The 15,783-nt window shown below is 54.5% G+C and carries 20 protein-coding genes; 9 read left to right on the plus strand and 11 right to left on the minus strand.

Annotated features, from left to right (window positions below; translation table 11 throughout):
- Positions 1–132: 132 nt before the first annotated feature.
- The 3 genes from arcB to mtgA all read left to right on the plus strand — a co-directional run bounded on the left by arcB (position 133) and on the right by mtgA (position 4,074).
- Positions 133–2,466 (plus strand): aerobic respiration two-component sensor histidine kinase ArcB, encoded by a 2,334-nt coding sequence (gene arcB, locus ADJ24_RS13985; RefSeq protein WP_023309363.1) that lies wholly within the window; start codon positions 133–135, stop codon positions 2,464–2,466.
- Between the two features lie 232 nt (positions 2,467–2,698).
- Positions 2,699–3,352 carry an isoprenoid biosynthesis glyoxalase ElbB gene (gene elbB / locus ADJ24_RS13990; protein WP_032667950.1) on the plus strand — a complete coding sequence of 218 codons (654 nt, stop codon included), beginning with the start codon at positions 2,699–2,701 and terminating at the stop codon, positions 3,350–3,352.
- Positions 3,349–4,074, plus strand: coding sequence for a monofunctional biosynthetic peptidoglycan transglycosylase (gene mtgA, locus ADJ24_RS13995; protein WP_023309361.1), 726 nt, complete (start codon positions 3,349–3,351; stop codon positions 4,072–4,074). Before elbB ends, mtgA begins: the two co-directional genes overlap by 4 nt.
- Positions 4,075–4,113: 39 nt before the next feature.
- Here the strand turns inward: mtgA and npr are convergent, their stop codons facing one another.
- The 11 genes from npr to ADJ24_RS14050 form a co-directional block, all read right to left on the minus strand.
- Positions 4,114–4,386 (minus strand): PTS phosphocarrier protein NPr, encoded by a 273-nt coding sequence (npr, locus tag ADJ24_RS14000; RefSeq protein ID WP_003861872.1) that lies wholly within the window; start codon positions 4,384–4,386, stop codon positions 4,114–4,116.
- Complete coding sequence (rapZ, locus tag ADJ24_RS14005) at positions 4,383–5,237, minus strand: RNase adapter RapZ (protein ID WP_014885397.1); 855 nt, start codon at positions 5,235–5,237, stop codon at positions 4,383–4,385. The genes npr and rapZ overlap by 4 nt, the downstream gene beginning before the upstream one ends.
- Positions 5,238–5,282: 45 nt before the next feature.
- The gene (ptsN, locus tag ADJ24_RS14010) at positions 5,283–5,774 is read right to left on the minus strand and encodes a PTS IIA-like nitrogen regulatory protein PtsN (RefSeq protein WP_008501443.1); all 492 of its coding nucleotides are present in this window, start codon (positions 5,772–5,774) and stop codon (positions 5,283–5,285) included.
- A gap of 82 nt (positions 5,775–5,856) precedes the next feature.
- On the minus strand, positions 5,857–6,144 hold the full coding sequence (hpf, locus tag ADJ24_RS14015) for a ribosome hibernation promoting factor (protein ID WP_008501444.1): 288 nt from the start codon (positions 6,142–6,144) through the stop codon (positions 5,857–5,859).
- Positions 6,145–6,166: 22 nt separating this feature from the next.
- Positions 6,167–7,600 (minus strand): RNA polymerase factor sigma-54, encoded by a 1,434-nt coding sequence (rpoN, locus tag ADJ24_RS14020; RefSeq protein WP_023309360.1) that lies wholly within the window; start codon positions 7,598–7,600, stop codon positions 6,167–6,169.
- Positions 7,601–7,647: 47 nt separating this feature from the next.
- Entirely contained in the window at positions 7,648–8,373 is a 726-nt protein-coding gene (gene lptB, locus ADJ24_RS14025; RefSeq protein ID WP_023309359.1) for an LPS export ABC transporter ATP-binding protein, read from the minus strand.
- A gap of 6 nt (positions 8,374–8,379) precedes the next feature.
- On the minus strand, positions 8,380–8,934 hold the full coding sequence (lptA, locus tag ADJ24_RS14030; RefSeq protein WP_023309358.1) for a lipopolysaccharide ABC transporter substrate-binding protein LptA: 555 nt from the start codon (positions 8,932–8,934) through the stop codon (positions 8,380–8,382).
- Positions 8,903–9,478: an LPS export ABC transporter periplasmic protein LptC gene (lptC, locus tag ADJ24_RS14035; RefSeq protein WP_023309357.1), complete on the minus strand. Its 576-nt coding sequence runs from the start codon at positions 9,476–9,478 to the stop codon at positions 8,903–8,905. The genes lptA and lptC overlap by 32 nt, the downstream gene beginning before the upstream one ends.
- Entirely contained in the window at positions 9,475–10,041 is a 567-nt protein-coding gene (gene kdsC / locus ADJ24_RS14040; protein WP_023309356.1) for a 3-deoxy-manno-octulosonate-8-phosphatase KdsC, read from the minus strand. Before kdsC ends, lptC begins: the two co-directional genes overlap by 4 nt.
- Positions 10,042–10,055: 14 nt before the next feature.
- Complete coding sequence (gene kdsD, locus ADJ24_RS14045; RefSeq protein WP_023309355.1) at positions 10,056–11,042, minus strand: arabinose-5-phosphate isomerase KdsD; 987 nt, start codon at positions 11,040–11,042, stop codon at positions 10,056–10,058.
- 13 nt (positions 11,043–11,055) lie between these two features.
- A complete protein-coding gene (locus ADJ24_RS14050) occupies positions 11,056–12,033 on the minus strand; it encodes a calcium/sodium antiporter (protein WP_023309354.1) in 978 nt (325 codons plus the stop codon).
- Positions 12,034–12,260: 227 nt separating this feature from the next.
- On the opposite strand from ADJ24_RS14050, the gene mlaF reads away from it, so the two are divergent.
- From mlaF to ibaG, 6 genes are all read left to right on the plus strand, one after another.
- Complete coding sequence (mlaF, locus tag ADJ24_RS14055) at positions 12,261–13,073, plus strand: phospholipid ABC transporter ATP-binding protein MlaF (protein ID WP_023309353.1); 813 nt, start codon at positions 12,261–12,263, stop codon at positions 13,071–13,073.
- A 7-nt stretch (positions 13,074–13,080) separates the two neighbouring features.
- A complete protein-coding gene (gene mlaE / locus ADJ24_RS14060) occupies positions 13,081–13,863 on the plus strand; it encodes a lipid asymmetry maintenance ABC transporter permease subunit MlaE (RefSeq protein ID WP_010436044.1) in 783 nt (260 codons plus the stop codon).
- A 4-nt stretch (positions 13,864–13,867) separates the two neighbouring features.
- On the plus strand, positions 13,868–14,416 hold the full coding sequence (gene mlaD / locus ADJ24_RS14065) for an outer membrane lipid asymmetry maintenance protein MlaD (RefSeq protein ID WP_023309352.1): 549 nt from the start codon (positions 13,868–13,870) through the stop codon (positions 14,414–14,416).
- An 18-nt stretch (positions 14,417–14,434) separates the two neighbouring features.
- Positions 14,435–15,070, plus strand: a complete 636-nt coding sequence (gene mlaC, locus ADJ24_RS14070) for a phospholipid-binding protein MlaC (RefSeq protein ID WP_023309351.1) — start codon at positions 14,435–14,437, stop codon at positions 15,068–15,070.
- Positions 15,070–15,363, plus strand: coding sequence for a lipid asymmetry maintenance protein MlaB (gene mlaB / locus ADJ24_RS14075; RefSeq protein WP_023309350.1), 294 nt, complete (start codon positions 15,070–15,072; stop codon positions 15,361–15,363). The genes mlaC and mlaB overlap by 1 nt, the downstream gene beginning before the upstream one ends.
- A gap of 126 nt (positions 15,364–15,489) precedes the next feature.
- Positions 15,490–15,744 carry a BolA family iron metabolism protein IbaG gene (gene ibaG / locus ADJ24_RS14080; protein ID WP_008501458.1) on the plus strand — a complete coding sequence of 85 codons (255 nt, stop codon included), beginning with the start codon at positions 15,490–15,492 and terminating at the stop codon, positions 15,742–15,744.
- Positions 15,745–15,783: the final 39 nt, after the last annotated feature.

Below are 15,783 nucleotides of genomic sequence, written 5' to 3' on the forward strand. Positions count from 1 at the left end.
ACCTATCCTCGCTTCCGGTTAACCGGGAGCGAGGCTAATCTCCTGTTTCACCCCGCACTTTTTCTCACAACCTTCAACGCCTCGCCCTGAATTTGAGTATTATTGAGCGATAAAGTCGTGAAGGGATCCTCTATGAAGCAAATTCGAATGCTTGCCCAGTATTACGTCGACCTGATGATGAAGCTTGGGCTGGTGCGTTTCTCCATGCTGCTTGCGCTGGCGCTGGTCGTTCTGGCCATTGTCGTGCAAATGGCCGTCACCATGGTTCTGCATGGTCAGGTCGAGAGTATCGACGTTATCCGCTCCATCTTCTTTGGCTTGCTCATTACTCCCTGGGCGGTCTATTTCCTTTCCGTGGTGGTTGAACAGCTGGAAGAGTCCCGTCAGCGTCTGTCAAAACTGGTCGATAAACTGGAAGAGATGCGTGAGCGCGACCTGAAGCTCAACGTCCAGCTTAAAGACAACATTGCGCAGCTGAATCAGGAGATTTCAGATCGTGAGAAGGCGGAAGCCGAGCGTCAGGCCACGCTGGAGCAGCTGAAAATCGAAATGAAAGAGCGCGAGGTCACGCAAATCCAGCTTGAGCAGCAATCCTCTTTCCTGCGGTCGTTCCTCGATGCTTCGCCGGATCTGGTGTTTTACCGTAATGAAGATAAAGAGTTTTCCGGCTGTAACCGGGCGATGGAGTTGCTCACCGGGAAAAGCGAGAAGCAGCTGATTAACCTGAAGCCGCAGGACGTTTACTCTGAAGAAGCGGCGGCCAAGGTCATGGAGACGGACGAAAAAGTATTCCGCCATAACGTCTCGCTGACCTATGAACAGTGGCTGGATTACCCGGACGGACGCAAGGCCTGTTTTGAGATCCGTAAGGTGCCCTACTATGACCGCGTGGGGAAACGCCACGGCCTGATGGGCTTTGGCCGTGATATCACCGAGCGTAAGCGCTACCAGGATGCCCTGGAGCGCGCCAGCCGTGATAAGACGACCTTTATCTCCACCATCAGCCACGAGCTGCGTACGCCGCTTAATGGCATTGTCGGGCTGAGCCGTATTCTGCTGGATACCGACCTGACCGCAGAGCAGGAAAAATACCTCAAGACTATCCATGTCTCAGCGGTCACGCTGGGTAATATCTTCAACGATATTATTGATATGGATAAGATGGAGCGCCGTAAAGTTCAGCTTGATAATCAGCCTGTTGATTTCACCAGCTTCCTTGCCGACCTCGAAAACCTGTCCGGCCTGCAGGCGCAGCAGAAGGGACTGAGTTTTGTCATGGAGCCAACCCTGCCGCTGCCGCATAAAGTGGTGACTGACGGCACGCGTCTGCGCCAGATCCTGTGGAACCTTATCAGCAACGCGGTGAAATTTACCCAGAAGGGGCAGGTGGCGGTGCGCATCCGCTATGACGAAGGCGACATGCTGCACTTCGAGGTAGAGGACTCCGGGATAGGTATTCCGCAGGAGGAGCAGGACAAAATTTTCGCGATGTACTACCAGGTGAAGGACAGCAACGGCGGGAAACCGGCGACCGGAACGGGCATTGGCCTGGCGGTCTCTAAACGGCTGGCGAAGAGTATGGGTGGCGATATCACCGTTGCCAGCCAGCCGGGTAAAGGGTCAACCTTCACGCTGACGGTCCATGCGCCGGCGGTGGCGGAAGAGGTTGAAGACACCTTTGAAAACGACGACATGCCGCTGCCCGCGCTGCACGTCCTGCTGGTGGAAGATATTGAGCTGAACGTGATTGTGGCGCGATCGGTGCTGGAAAAACTGGGCAACAGCGTGGATGTCGCGATGACCGGTAAGGCCGCGCTGGAGATGTTTAAACCGGGCGAATACGATCTTGTTCTGCTGGATATTCAGCTGCCGGATATGACCGGGCTGGATATTTCGCGAGAGCTGACGCGTCAGTACGCGGCCGACGAACTGCCGCCGCTGGTGGCGCTGACGGCGAACGTGCTGAAAGATAAAAAAGAGTATCTCGATGCCGGTATGGACGATGTACTCAGCAAGCCGCTGGCGGTGCCTGCTCTGACCGCCATGATCAAGAAGTTCTGGGATACCCATGATGAAGAGGAGAGCACCATGACGTCTGTTGATAGCGCAAAAGCCCAAACGATACTCGATACCGCGATGCTGGAGCAGTACATCGATCTGGTCGGCCCGAAACTGATTACCGATGGTCTGGCGGTGTTCGAAAAAATGATGCCGGGCTATCTGAGCGTGCTGGAATCAAACCTGACCGCCCGGGACCAGAAGGGCATCGTCGAAGAAGGACATAAGATTAAAGGTGCGGCCGGCTCGGTCGGCTTACGCCATCTGCAGCAGCTGGGTCAACAGATTCAGTCGCCTGATTTACCTGCATGGGAAGATAACGTGGGTGATTGGGTTGAAGAGATGAAACAAGAGTGGCAAAACGATGTGGCGGTGCTTAAAGCCTGGGTCGACGCCAGAAAAAAATGACCCCGGCTTAACCGGGGTGCGCGAATACTGCGCCAACACCAGGGAAATCGTGGCTGCGCCTGTTTTATAAAGTTATTTTCGAAAGGGCGCTGCCTGAAAAATTTAGGCCGCACGCAGATAAGATAGCAAATCTTAAATGGTTTGTTACATGAATCAGTGAAATGTGTGAAGCATAGCGTTTTAATCAAAATTATTAATGTGCTTCAGCAAGTTGCAGAAAAGGATTGTCATGATGAAAAAGATTGGTGTCGTGCTGAGCGGATGCGGTGTTTACGATGGTTCTGAAATACATGAAGCCGTAATCACGCTGCTGGCCCTGGCTAAGCAGGGAGCAGAGGTTATTTGTTTTGCGCCAGACAAAAATCAGGCAGATGTGATTAACCATCTGACCGGCGAGCCGATGGCAGAAGCTCGTAATGTACTGATTGAAGCCGCGCGTATTGCGCGAGGTGATATCCATCCTCTTATTCAGGCAGACCCTACAGAGCTTGATGCGCTCATTGTGCCGGGTGGGTTTGGCGCGGCCAAAAATCTCAGTACCTTTGCTGCGCAGGGGGCGGAGTGTCAGATCGATCCTCATCTTAAAGCACTGTCGCAGGCCATGCATGCGGCAGGAAAACCGCTGGGCTTTATCTGCATCGCGCCGGCAATGCTGCCCAGGATTTTTGATTTCCCGCTGCGGCTGACTATCGGGACGGATATTGATACCGCGGAGATCGTGGAGGAAATGGGGGGCGAGCACGTTCCGTGCCCGGTTGATGACATTGTGGTTGATGAAGATAACAAAATTGTCACCACGCCAGCGTATATGCTGGCGAATAATATCGCTGAGGCGGCCTCAGGTATTGAAAAGCTGGTGGCTCGCGTGCTGGTGCTGACTGAATGAGGCGTAAATTTGCCGCAGGCGCAGGAGTGAAACGTTTTCTCTTGCGCATCGTACTTGTGCTGGCGGTATTCTGGGGAGGCGGGCTGGCTTTATTCAGCATTATGCCGGTTCCGTTCTCTGCCGTTATGGTTGAGCGCCAGCTTAGCGCGTGGTTCAGCGGCGATTTCGGCTACGTTGCCCACTCTGACTGGGTGAGCATGGACGAGATCTCACCGTTCATGGGGCTGGCGGTCATCGCGGCGGAGGACCAGAAATTCCCGGAGCACTGGGGGTTCGACGTGGCGGCCATTGAGAAGGCGCTAGCCCATAACGAACGCCATGAAAACCGCGTGCGCGGTGCGTCAACCTTGTCGCAGCAGACGGCCAAAAATCTGTTTCTGTGGGATGGTCGAAGCTGGTTGCGAAAAGGGCTGGAAGCGGGGTTGACCCTGGGAATGGAAACGGTCTGGAGCAAAAAACGCATTCTGACCGTCTATCTGAACGTCGCTGAGTTTGGCGACGGCATATTTGGCGTGGAAGCTGCCGCACAGCGGTATTTCAATAAGCCAGCCAGCCGTCTGAGCATGTCAGAAGCGGCGCTATTGGCCGCTGTGTTACCGAACCCTATCCGCTTTAAGGCTAGTGCCCCATCAGGGTACGTGCGAAGCCGTCAGGCGTGGATTATGCGCCAGATGAATCAACTGGGTGGAGAGGGGTTTATGCAGCGTAATAATCTTATGTAGAGCGGGTAAGCGCAGCGCTACCCGCCTGAATAGCAGACCTTAATCTTCGTCGAACCCTGCGTTAAACAGGGCAATCACCGCCGCCAGAGCTTCCTCTTCCTGAGGACCGGTGGCTTCAACCTCAATCTGGCGCCCTTTGGCGGAATCCAGCATCAGCAGCGCAATCACGCTGTTCGCTTCCGCTTCGGTACCTTCGTCATTCCGCAGCAGAACCTCGGCATCGAAACCCTGCATCAGCTCGAACAGCTTCATCGCCGGGCGTGCATGCATACCCAGCTTATTGGTGATCTCAACGGTTTGTTTTACGGTCATGTTTTACGTTTTTCCAGCGTGCGATGACGGGACTGAACGTTCTTCCCGCGCGAGCGGAAATAGTCGGCCAGCTGTTCGGCGATATAAACCGAACGATGTTTACCGCCGGTACAGCCAATCGCCACCGTCAGGTAGCTACGATTGTTTGTCTCCAGCATAGGTAACCATAGCTCAAGGTAGCTTCGCGTCTGGTAGATAAAATTGTGTACTTCTGTGTGCCGGTCGAGGAACGCCGCCACCGGCTTATCCAGACCGGTCATTGGACGCAGCTTCGGATCCCAGTGCGGGTTCGGCAGGAAGCGCACGTCGAAAACGTAATCCGCATCGATTGGAATACCGTGCTTAAAGCCGAAGGATTCGAACACCATCGTCAATTCGCGCTCGCGTTTACCCAACAGCCGGGTACGCAGCATTTCCGCCAGCTCGTGAACGGACATCTCAGAGGTGTCGACAATCAGGTCGGCACGGGAACGCAGCGGTTCCAGCAGGTCGCTCTCTTCATCGATAGCGCTCTCCAGAGAGAGGTTCTTGCTGGATAGCGGGTGCAAGCGACGGGTATCGCTGTAGCGGCGGATCAGCGTATTGCGGTCTGCATCAAGGAACAGCAGCTGAGGCGAGAACGCGTCAGGCAGGTTGCTCATGGCCTGTTCGAAGATCTCTGGCGATTCAGGCATGTTGCGAACGTCGATACTGACGGCGGCAGAGGTTTGTCTCTCCGCCAGCGTGCGGGCCAGGTCGGGCAATAACACGACCGGCAGGTTATCGACGCAGTAAAAACCCATGTCTTCCAGGGCGCGCAGAGCAACGGATTTCCCGGACCCTGAACGGCCACTGACAATCATCAGCACCATGTTCCGTTTCTCCTCAGGACAACAGATGTGAAGGCCATCTCCTGGTTATGCATCATCCTGATTGCCTTCTGCTTCAGTGATAATTTGATAGAGCTCTTCATCACTTTGGGCCGAGCGCAGTCGACGGCAAATGGTTTTATCGGCCAGACGTTTTGCGACCAGCGACAGCGTATGCAGATGGGTTTTTGTCTGGTCAGCGGGCACCAGCAGCGCGAAGAGGAGATCGACGGGCTGGTTATCAATGGCATCGAAAGCGATGGGTGTTTCAAGCTGCACAAACACACCAACGGCACGCAGGGTATCCTCTTCCAGTTTGCCGTGCGGGATCGCGATGCCGTTGCCGATACCGGTACTGCCCATTTTTTCACGGGTCAGAATCGCTTCGAACACCACCTGCGGCGGCAGGCCCAGCTGTTTGGCAGCCAGTTCACTGATGATCTCCAGCGCACGTTTTTTGCTCTGGCAGTGAACCGCACTGCGGGTACATTCCTGGTTAAGGACATTGCTCAGTTGAAGAGCGGAATCGTTGTTCATCATAATTTCACCTAAGCGCTAACTGTACAAATGGCCTGTTGTGTTTCACAACAGGCCGTCCTGCACCCGTTAACTGCCCGGACAATTAGTGTTGTTTCAGTTTATCTTTATGTTTATTGAGCTGTCGTGCAAGCTTATCAATCAAGCCGTCGATAGCAGCGTACATGTCTTGCCCTTCCGCACTGGCATGCAGTTCACCCCCGTTAACATGCAGGGTGGCATCCGAGATATGAGTCACTTTCTCCACTTTCAACACAATATAGACCTGATTGATCCTTTCGAAATACTGCTCGAGTTTTGCAAACTTCGCGTTCACGAAGTCGCGTAAAGCCTCAGTAATTTCGACGTTTTGTCCAGTGATGTTGAGCTGCATAGTGTCTTCCTTATCGGTTGTGTCAGACCAGCTGTTTACGCTGGTTGGACGGCGGAATGGATAAAGACTCTCGATACTTCGCAACAGTACGACGTGCCACCATGATACCCTGATCGGACAGCATGGTGGTTAACTTACTGTCGCTTAGTGGCTTCGCGGGGTTCTCCGCGGCGATCAACTTCTTCACCAGGGCACGAATGGCCGTTGACGACGCTTCGCCGCCGCCCTCGGTATTCACATGGCTGGAGAAGAAATACTTAAGCTCAAAAATACCGCGTGGACTGTGCAGATACTTCTGCGTGGTGACACGGGAAATGGTTGATTCATGCATCTCGACGGCCTGGGCGATATCCGCCAGTACCATCGGTTTCATATACTCTTCGCCCTGCTCAAAGAACGCCTGCTGCTGTTCGACAATACAGCGGCTGACGCGTAGCAGCGTATCATTTCGGCTCTCCAGACTTTTGATCAGCCATCGCGCTTCCTGAAGATTGCTGCGAATATATTGATTGTCGGAGTCGTTACGCGCGCTGGTGCACATGGAGGCATACTGCTGGTTGATTTGCAGGCGAGGGATGCTGTCTGAGTTCAGTTCAACGACCCAGCGGTCATTGTGTTTTCTGACCAGCACGTCCGGGATGACGTACTCGGGCTCGCTGGTCTGGATCGACTGTCCCGGGCGCGGATCGAGCGACTGGATCAGATTCACCGCTTCTTTCAGCACCTCTTCCTTCAGGCGCGTGACGCGCATCAGGCTGCGGAAATCGTGGTTGGCCAACAGATCCAGATGATCGCTGATGATTAAGCGCGCCTCGTCGATCCATGGCGTCTCTTTGCTGAACTGAGAAAGCTGGATCAGCAGACAGTCACGCAGATCTTTTGCGGCCACGCCTACCGGATCGAAACGCTGGATGCGCTTCAGAACGGCTTCGACTTCCTCAAGCTCAATCTCGTCGTCGCCCATGCTTTCCAGAATATCGTCCAGCGTGACGGTCAAATAGCCGGTGTCGTCAACGGCATCGACAATGGACGTGGCAATCGCGCGGTCGGTATCGGAGAAGGGGGTGAGTTCCACCTGCCACATCAGGTAATCCTGCAGCGACTGAGTGGTCTCACCCTGGTAGACCGGTAGCTCATCATCCTGGTAGTCTGCACGCGTACCGGAAGGGGTTCCGGCGGTGTAGATTTCATCCCAGCTGGCATCCAGCGGAAGCTCGTCGGGCATCTCTTTTTGTTCGAGTGCATCCGCGGTGTCGAGCGCTTCTGTATCCTGTGACTGCTGAGTATCTACCTCGTCATGAAGATCGGTTTGTTCCAGCAGGGGGTTGCTGTCCAGCGCCTGCTGGAGCTCCTGCTGAAGTTCTAACGTGGACAGCTGCAACAGGCGAATTGCCTGCTGTAGCTGCGGCGTCATCGCCAGTTGTTGGCTGAGCCTTAATTGCAAACCTTGCTTCATGTTCAGAGCATTTTTCTCCGGTTCGGCGTTACGTTACCTCTACCCTATCAGAGTCTGAAGTCTTCCCCAAGATAGACGCGCTTAACATGATCGTCTTCGAGGATCTGCTGCGGCGTACCGTGGGCGATCAGATTGCCCTGGCTCACAATATACGCGCGTTCACACACGGCCAGCGTTTCACGGACGTTGTGGTCGGTGATCAGTACGCCAAGCCCGCTGTCACGCAGGTGTTCAATGATGCGTTTAATGTCGATAACCGAGATCGGGTCAACGCCAGCAAACGGTTCATCCAGAAGGATAAATTTCGGGTTTGCGGCCAGCGCACGCGCAATCTCAACGCGACGGCGTTCACCCCCGGAGAGTGCCTGACCGAGGCTGTCGCGCAGATGCTCAATGTGGAACTCTTCCATCAGCTCGTTGGCACGATCCTGACGCTGCTCGCTGGTCAGATCGTTACGAATTTGCAGGACCGCCATCAGGTTATCGTAAACGCTAAGACGACGGAAAATGGAGGCTTCCTGCGGCAGGTAGCCGATCCCGCGACGCGCGCGCGCGTGCAGCGGCAGAAGGCTGATGTCTTCATCGTCAATGATAATGTTGCCGGCATCGCGCGGCACAATGCCAACGACCATGTAGAAGGTGGTGGTTTTACCCGCACCGTTAGGGCCGAGCAGCCCTACAATTTCGCCGGAGTTGACGGTCAGACTGACATCTTCTACGACACGGCGGCCCTTGTAGGCCTTCGCGAGATTTTTTGCAGTTAATGTTGCCATAACGAATTAGTTACTCTTCTTCTGTGCCGGGGCCTGGCCTTTGCCTTTGTCCTGCAGCTGCGACGGAACCAGTACGGTCGTGACGCGTTTGCCTTTCTCGCTGGAAGCCTGCATTTTTTGCTCTTTCACCAGATAGGTGATCTGGTCGCCGGTAATGTTGCTGTCCAGCTGTTCCAGATACGCATTTCCGGTCAGGATGACCAGGTCCTTCGCCAGCTCGTAGTGCATATGCGAGGCGTGACCTTTCACCGGCTTGCCGTTGTCCTGCATCTGGTAGAAGGTTGCCGGGTTGCCGTAACCATCAATGATCTCTTTGCCCTGCTCGCCACCCGGACGGGTCACGACCACTTTGTCGGCGTTAATTTTGATGGTGCCCTGAGTCATGACGACGTTACCCGTGAAGGTGACGACGTTGCCCTGCATATCGAGAGACTGGGTATCAGACTCGATATGGATCGGTTGGTCGGTATCGCCCGTTACAGCAAGCGCGGGGAGACTGGTCGCCAGCATCGCGCTGGCGATAATTACTTTAAGGCTGAGTTTGTTTGTTTTGAATTTCATAGGAGGTTCTAACCTTTTCAATCAGCTCGGCGTTCTTGCTGCGTAAGTTCCCGCGCATTCTCAAACCGCTGGAATTAAATGTTGTGCCATACAGTGTGACCAGATCCTGCGAGGTCACGTCCTGGGTTACCAGGTTAATCTGGGCATTATCCGTCGTAATTTTTCTCAGTTGCGAGTCAGCGGTCAGGGCGTTGACTTCAACGTGACCATACAGATAAAGCATACGGTCATTTGTCAGTTTTGCCCGATCTGACTTAATTGACCACGTCGGCACTTTGTCCTTATCAAATGTGGTCATGACAGGCTGGGTAAACCACGAAATACCGTCATCTGAAAAATATTCAACATGCTGGGCAATCAGGCGATAGTTCAGCGCGCCTTCCGGGCTGTAGACCACGGTGTCGCTGTGATCGCTTTTATAGGTTGGATCGTTATTGTTGACCACTTCCGTTTGCGTATCGTCGCGATCGGCAAGGTTCACGCCAATCAATACCAGTGCGACAAGCGAAAGCAAAATGATAATCCAGCGTCTGGTTTTACTCATATCGATTGCCCTTTGGCCTCATCAAGCTTGCCCTGCGCCAGCAAAAGCAGATCGCAGACTTCACGTACGGCACCACGGCCCCCGTTGATGTGGGTGACATAATCAGCGCGCGGGATCAGCAGCGGATGCGCATCGGCAACGGCGATGCTCAGCCCGACTTCAGCCATCACGGGCCAGTCAATCAGATCGTCTCCGACGTAGGCCACGTTTTCCGGTGCGATAGCCAGTTTACCCAGTAAATCCTTAAACGCCGCCATCTTATCGGATTGACCCTGATACAGATGGGTAATTCCTAAGGTTTCACAACGGTCTTCTACCAGTTTAGCTTTTCGCCCGGTGATGATAGCCACCTCAATACCCGAGGTGAGCGCACAGCGGATACCGTAGCCGTCGCGAACGTTAAACGCTTTCAGCTCTTCACCATTATTGCCCATGTAAATCAGGCCATCGGAAAGTACGCCATCCACGTCCAGGATGAGCAGACGAATGTTTTCCGCCTTCGCCATCATCTGGGTGCTGACCGGTCCATAACAGGTTGCAAGGGATGCACCCGCATTACTCATTGTCTTATCCTTCATTACACTACGCCTGCGCGCAGCAGATCATGCATATGTACCACACCCAGCAACTGGTCGCCATCGGCAACCATCACTGAGGTAATGTGACGGGACTGCATCAGGTTCAGCACATCCACCGCCAGCGTACCCGGACGGACGCGGATACCGCCCGGCGTCATCACGTCGGCAATGCCGAGCGTGCGGACATCTACACCCATGTCGAACACGCGACGCAGGTCGCCATCGGTGAAGATCCCCTGAATTTTCATCAGACCGTCGCACACGACCGTCATACCCAGATTCTTACGGGTGATTTCCAGCAGCGCATCACGCAGGGAGGCTTCTTTACTGACGTGAGGGATCTCATCCCCGGTGTGCATAATATCGTTAACCCGAAGCAGAAGCTTGCGCCCCAGCGCGCCGCCGGGGTGGGAAAGTGCGAAATCCTCCGGCGTAAAACCGCGGGCTTCGAGCAGCGCGACGGCAAGCGCATCACCCATGACCAGCGCGGCCGTGGTGCTGGACGTCGGCGCCAGGCCGAGCGGACAGGCCTCCTTGGGCACTTTCACGCACAGGTGAATATCCGCCGCCCGCGCCATGCTGCTTTCCGGACGGCTGGTCATGCAAATAAGCGGCACCTGCAGTCGTTTCAGTACCGGGATCAGCGCCAGAATTTCATTGGACTCCCCGGAGTTGGACAGCGCGATGACGATATCCTGCGGCGTGACCATACCCAGGTCACCGTGCGCGGCTTCCCCCGGATGTACAAAGAAGGAAGAGGTTCCGGTGCTGGCAAACGTTGCCGCCATTTTGCGTCCAATGTGGCCGGACTTACCCATCCCCATCACCACGACTTTGCCGGCACAGTAGAACATCTTCTCACATGCCAGACTAAAATCCTGATTAATGTACTGATCTAACTGCGCCAGACCTTCACGTTCAATCTCCAGAACCTCTTTGCCTGCTTTCTGAAAGTCAAAACCCGGCTGCAATTCTATTTGCGACATAATGCGTTTCCGTTTACCCAGAGAGAAGAGGCGAGAGCCAGTACAGCATCGCCATCCATACGATAAATCCACCCGTCAGCAGCGCGCCTGCGCCTTTGCCGATCTGTCGTTGCCGCCGCCAGCAGAGCAGGGCAAATATCACGCTGACCAATAACATCACGCCGTAGTCACGTGAGAACGCCAGGGGATTAAAAGGCCCTGGCGTAATCAGGGCCGGCAGGCCCATCACAATGGCGATATTAAATATGTTGGAACCGATGATATTACCAATGGCAATGTCATCCTCACCTTTCCGTGCCCCCGCAATGGCCGTGGCCAGCTCCGGCAGGCTGGTGCCGATGGCAATCACCGTCAGGCCAATGGTCAGTTCACTGATGGCGAAATAGTTCGCCAGCACCGTCGCGTTATCCACGACCATGCGCGTTGCCATCGGCATGATGATCAGCGCAACGCCAAGCCAGAGCAGGGCAACAGGTAGCGTGCCTTCTCGCGGCAGTTCGGCGACCTGCTCCCGCGTGAGGCTATCCTGACCCTGCTTCTCAGCCAGACGGGCGATTTTAACACTATACAGCAGCCAAATAACGGCCAGCGCCAGCAGGAAAATGCCGTCACTGTAGCTCAGCACACCATCGTAAAATACGCAGCCTGCCAGCAGGCTTACGATTAACATTAGCGGCAATTCGCGGCGCAGAACATCAGAATGCACGCGAAATGGATGGAGCAGTGCGGCCAGGCCTAAAATCAAGAGTATATTAACGATGTTGGAGCCAATCGCGGTACCTACTGCCAGGTCTAACTGACCATGCAGCGATGCCGAGACAGAGACGATGATTTCAGGAAGTGACGTTCCCACACTGACAACGGTCATCCCGATGACGACAGGCGGTACGCCCGTCAGGCGACACAGGATAGATGCAGCAAACACTAAACGGTCAGCACTGTAGACCACCAAAAGTAAACCAATTATTAACAGTGCTGTTGCTAAAAGCATCAAAAGTCCTTTCTTCAGGTATACTCGTCGGTCCATCGCACGGGAATGGCTGGACTGCATACAGTCTGAGGCGTAACGAATTCCTAATTTTGACTTTATGCGCCGGAAAAGTAAAACAAATGCCAGCTTTCGCTAACCTCAACGGCTATTATTCTGTAAAAATGCAGAGTTGAGGGCTGATTCAGGCGGCATGCCTTAACGTGAGCAGGGTAATAAAGGAACCATAAATGAGCCAAACGATGGCGAATTTAGTCGATGTTCGCGGCGTGAGTTTTTCTCGCGCCAACAGATTGATATTTGATGATATTTCATTGACCGTACCACGTGGCAAGATCACTGCCATCATGGGGCCGTCCGGGATCGGTAAAACGACCCTGCTGCGCCTCATTGGTGGGCAAATCCCACCCGATCGCGGTGAAATCCTCTTCGATGGCGAAAACATCCCGGAGATGTCACGCTCGCGTCTGTATACTGTCCGCAAACGCATGAGCATGCTCTTTCAGTCGGGAGCCTTGTTCACCGACATGAATGTCTTTGATAACGTGGCCTATCCGCTGCGCGAGCATACCAGCCTGCCGCCTGAACTGCTGAAAAGCACGGTGATGATGAAGCTCGAAGCCGTCGGTTTGCGGGGCGCCGCGAAGCTGATGCCTTCGGAGCTGTCCGGCGGGATGGCGCGCCGCGCCGCGCTGGCGCGAGCCATTGCATTAGAACCTGATTTAATCATGTTCGACGAACCGTTTGTTGGACAGGATCCCATCACGATGGGCGTGCTTGTTAAGCTCATCTCTGAACTGAACAGCGCGCTTGGCGTCACCTGCATTGTGGTATCTCACGACGTACCTGAAGTATTGAGCATTGCCGATTACGCCTATATCGTGGCGGACAAAAAGATCGTCGCACACGGCAGCGCTCAGGCGCTGCAGGAAAATTGCGATCCGCGCGTGCGGCAGTTCCTCGACGGTATTGCCGATGGCCCCGTGCCGTTCCGCTACCCGGCAGGCGACTATCGTGACGATTTACTGGGAATAGGGAGTTAAGCCACTCATGCTGTTAAATGCGTTGGCCGCTCTCGGACACCGTGGCATAAAAACCATCAGGACGTTCGGGCGTGCCGGATTGATGTTATTCAACGCGCTGGTCGGCAAGCCGGAATTCCGCAAGCACGCACCGCTGCTGGTGCGGCAGCTTTATAATGTCGGCGTGCTGTCGATGCTCATCATCATTGTCTCCGGTCTGTTTATCGGTATGGTGCTTGGGCTACAGGGCTATCTTGTTCTGACAACCTACAGTGCGGAAACCAGCCTTGGGATGCTGGTGGCGCTCTCGCTGCTGCGCGAGCTGGGGCCGGTTGTGGCGGCGCTGCTGTTCGCCGGGCGCGCGGGGTCGGCATTAACGGCTGAAATTGGCCTGATGCGTGCGACCGAGCAGCTCTCCAGCATGGAGATGATGGCGGTCGATCCGCTGCGTCGCGTGATCTCGCCGCGTTTCTGGGCTGGGGTGATCTCTTTACCGTTACTGACTATTCTGTTTGTCGCCGTGGGTATCTGGGGCGGTTCGCTGGTTGGCGTGCACTGGAAAGGCATTGATGCCGGTTTCTTCTGGTCCGCTATGCAGGACGCCATCGACCTGCGGATGGATCTGGTTAACTGCCTGATTAAAAGCGTGGTATTTGCCATTACGGTCACCTGGATTGCATTGTTCAATGGATACGATGCCATCCCGACGTCGGCGGGCATTAGCCGCGCAACAACACGTACAGTCGTACATTCGTCGCTGGCCGTACTGGGTCTGGATTTTGTGCTCACCGCACTGATGTTTGGGAATTGAGTTCATGCAAACGAGAAAAAATGAAATTTGGGTCGGTGTATTCCTGCTGCTGGCGCTACTGGCCGCACTGTTTATCTGCCTGAGAGCGGCGGATATCACGTCTGTGCGCACCGAGCCGACGTATCGCATCTATGCCACCTTCGATAACATCGGCGGGCTGAAGGCGCGTTCACCGGTTCGCATCGGCGGCGTGGTGATCGGACGCGTATCTGACATTACGCTTGATGAGAAAACCTATCTGCCACGCGTCGCGATGGATATCGAAGAGCGTTACAACCATATCCCGGACACCAGCTCCCTTTCTATCCGCACTTCCGGCCTGCTGGGCGAACAATATCTGGCGCTTAACGTCGGCTTTGAAGACCCCGAGCTGGGAACGACTATCCTTAAAGACGGTAGCGTCATTCAGGATACGAAATCCGCGATGGTGCTGGAGGATATGATTGGTCAGTTCCTTTACAGCAGTAAAGGGGATGAGAAAAAATCCGACGCTGCCCCAGCGCAGAGCGAAGATCATACCGACGTCGCACCGACGCCAGGTGCTGCGAATTAATATCAGGAGAAGTCATTCATGTTTAAACGACTGTTAATGGTTGCCATGCTGGTCATCGCCCCTCTAACCGCCACCCACGCTGCGGATCAGAGTAACCCGTACAAACTGATGGACGAAGCGGCGAAAAAGACCTTCGACCGTCTTAAAAACGAACAGCCTAAAATTCGTGCTAATCCTGATTATCTGCGTGAAGTTGTTGACCAGGAGCTGCTGCCGTACGTGCAGATTAAATATGCGGGTGCGCTGGTGCTGGGACGTTACTACAAAGACGCGACCCCTGCGCAGCGTGATGCCTACTTTGCCGCGTTCCGTGAATACCTGAAACAGGCTTATGGCCAGGCTCTGGCGATGTACCACGGTCAGACCTATCAGATTGCGCCTGAGCAGCCGCTGGGCGATGCGACTATCGTCCCTATCCGTGTGACGATCAACGATCCTAACGGTCGTCCGCCGGTTCGTCTGGATTTCCAGTGGCGTAAAAACAGCCAGACCGGTCACTGGCAGGCGTATGACATGATTGCCGAAGGGGTAAGCATGATCACCACCAAACAGAACGAATGGAGCGACCTGCTGCGCACCAAAGGCATTGATGGCCTGACCGCTCAGCTGCAGTCTATCTCTCGCCAGAAAATTACCCTGGACGAGAAGAAGTAATGTCACAGCAACTCAGCTGGTCGCGTGAAGGCGAGACATTAAAGCTGTCCGGTGAACTGGATCAGGATCTGCTGAACCCACTGTGGGACAAACGCCACGAAGCGATGCAGGGCGTGACGCTTATCGATTTGACAGACGTCACGCGGGTAGATACGGCAGGTGTTGCGCTGCTTGCCCATCTGATTGCCGTGGGGAAAAAGCAGGGGACAAGCGTCACGCTTCACGGCGCGAGCGATAATGTCGTGACCCTTGCGCAGCTCTACAATCTCCCTCAGGACGTACTGCCTCGTTAATATTTTCAGTGCGTTACTTCCGAAAGCCCTGACTGTTTCATCGTCGGGGCTTTTTGCTTGTTTAAGACAACGCCACTTTGCTCTAAGATGTTGGGCTTGTTTTCACTATCAGATGATTAAGAGCCCATGGAAAATCATGAAATCCAGACAGTGCTGATGAATGCACTCTCCCTTCAGGAAGCCCACGTCACTGGCGATGGCAGTCACTTCCAGGTTATTGCTGTGGGTGAGATGTTCGACGGTATGAGCCGCGTGAAGAAACAGCAGGCTGTGTACGCGCCGCTGATGGAATATATTGCGGATAACCGCATCCACGCCCTGTCGATTAAAGCGTTCACCCCGCAAGAGTGGGCACGCGATCGCAAACTAAACGGTTTTTGAGCTGAGGGCGACAGGCCCGCAGCACGGTTGAATTTATAA

It is taken from the genome of Enterobacter sp. 940_PEND (genome assembly GCF_001059415.1).
In the GTDB taxonomy this organism is placed as follows: domain Bacteria; phylum Pseudomonadota; class Gammaproteobacteria; order Enterobacterales; family Enterobacteriaceae; genus Enterobacter; species Enterobacter cloacae_M.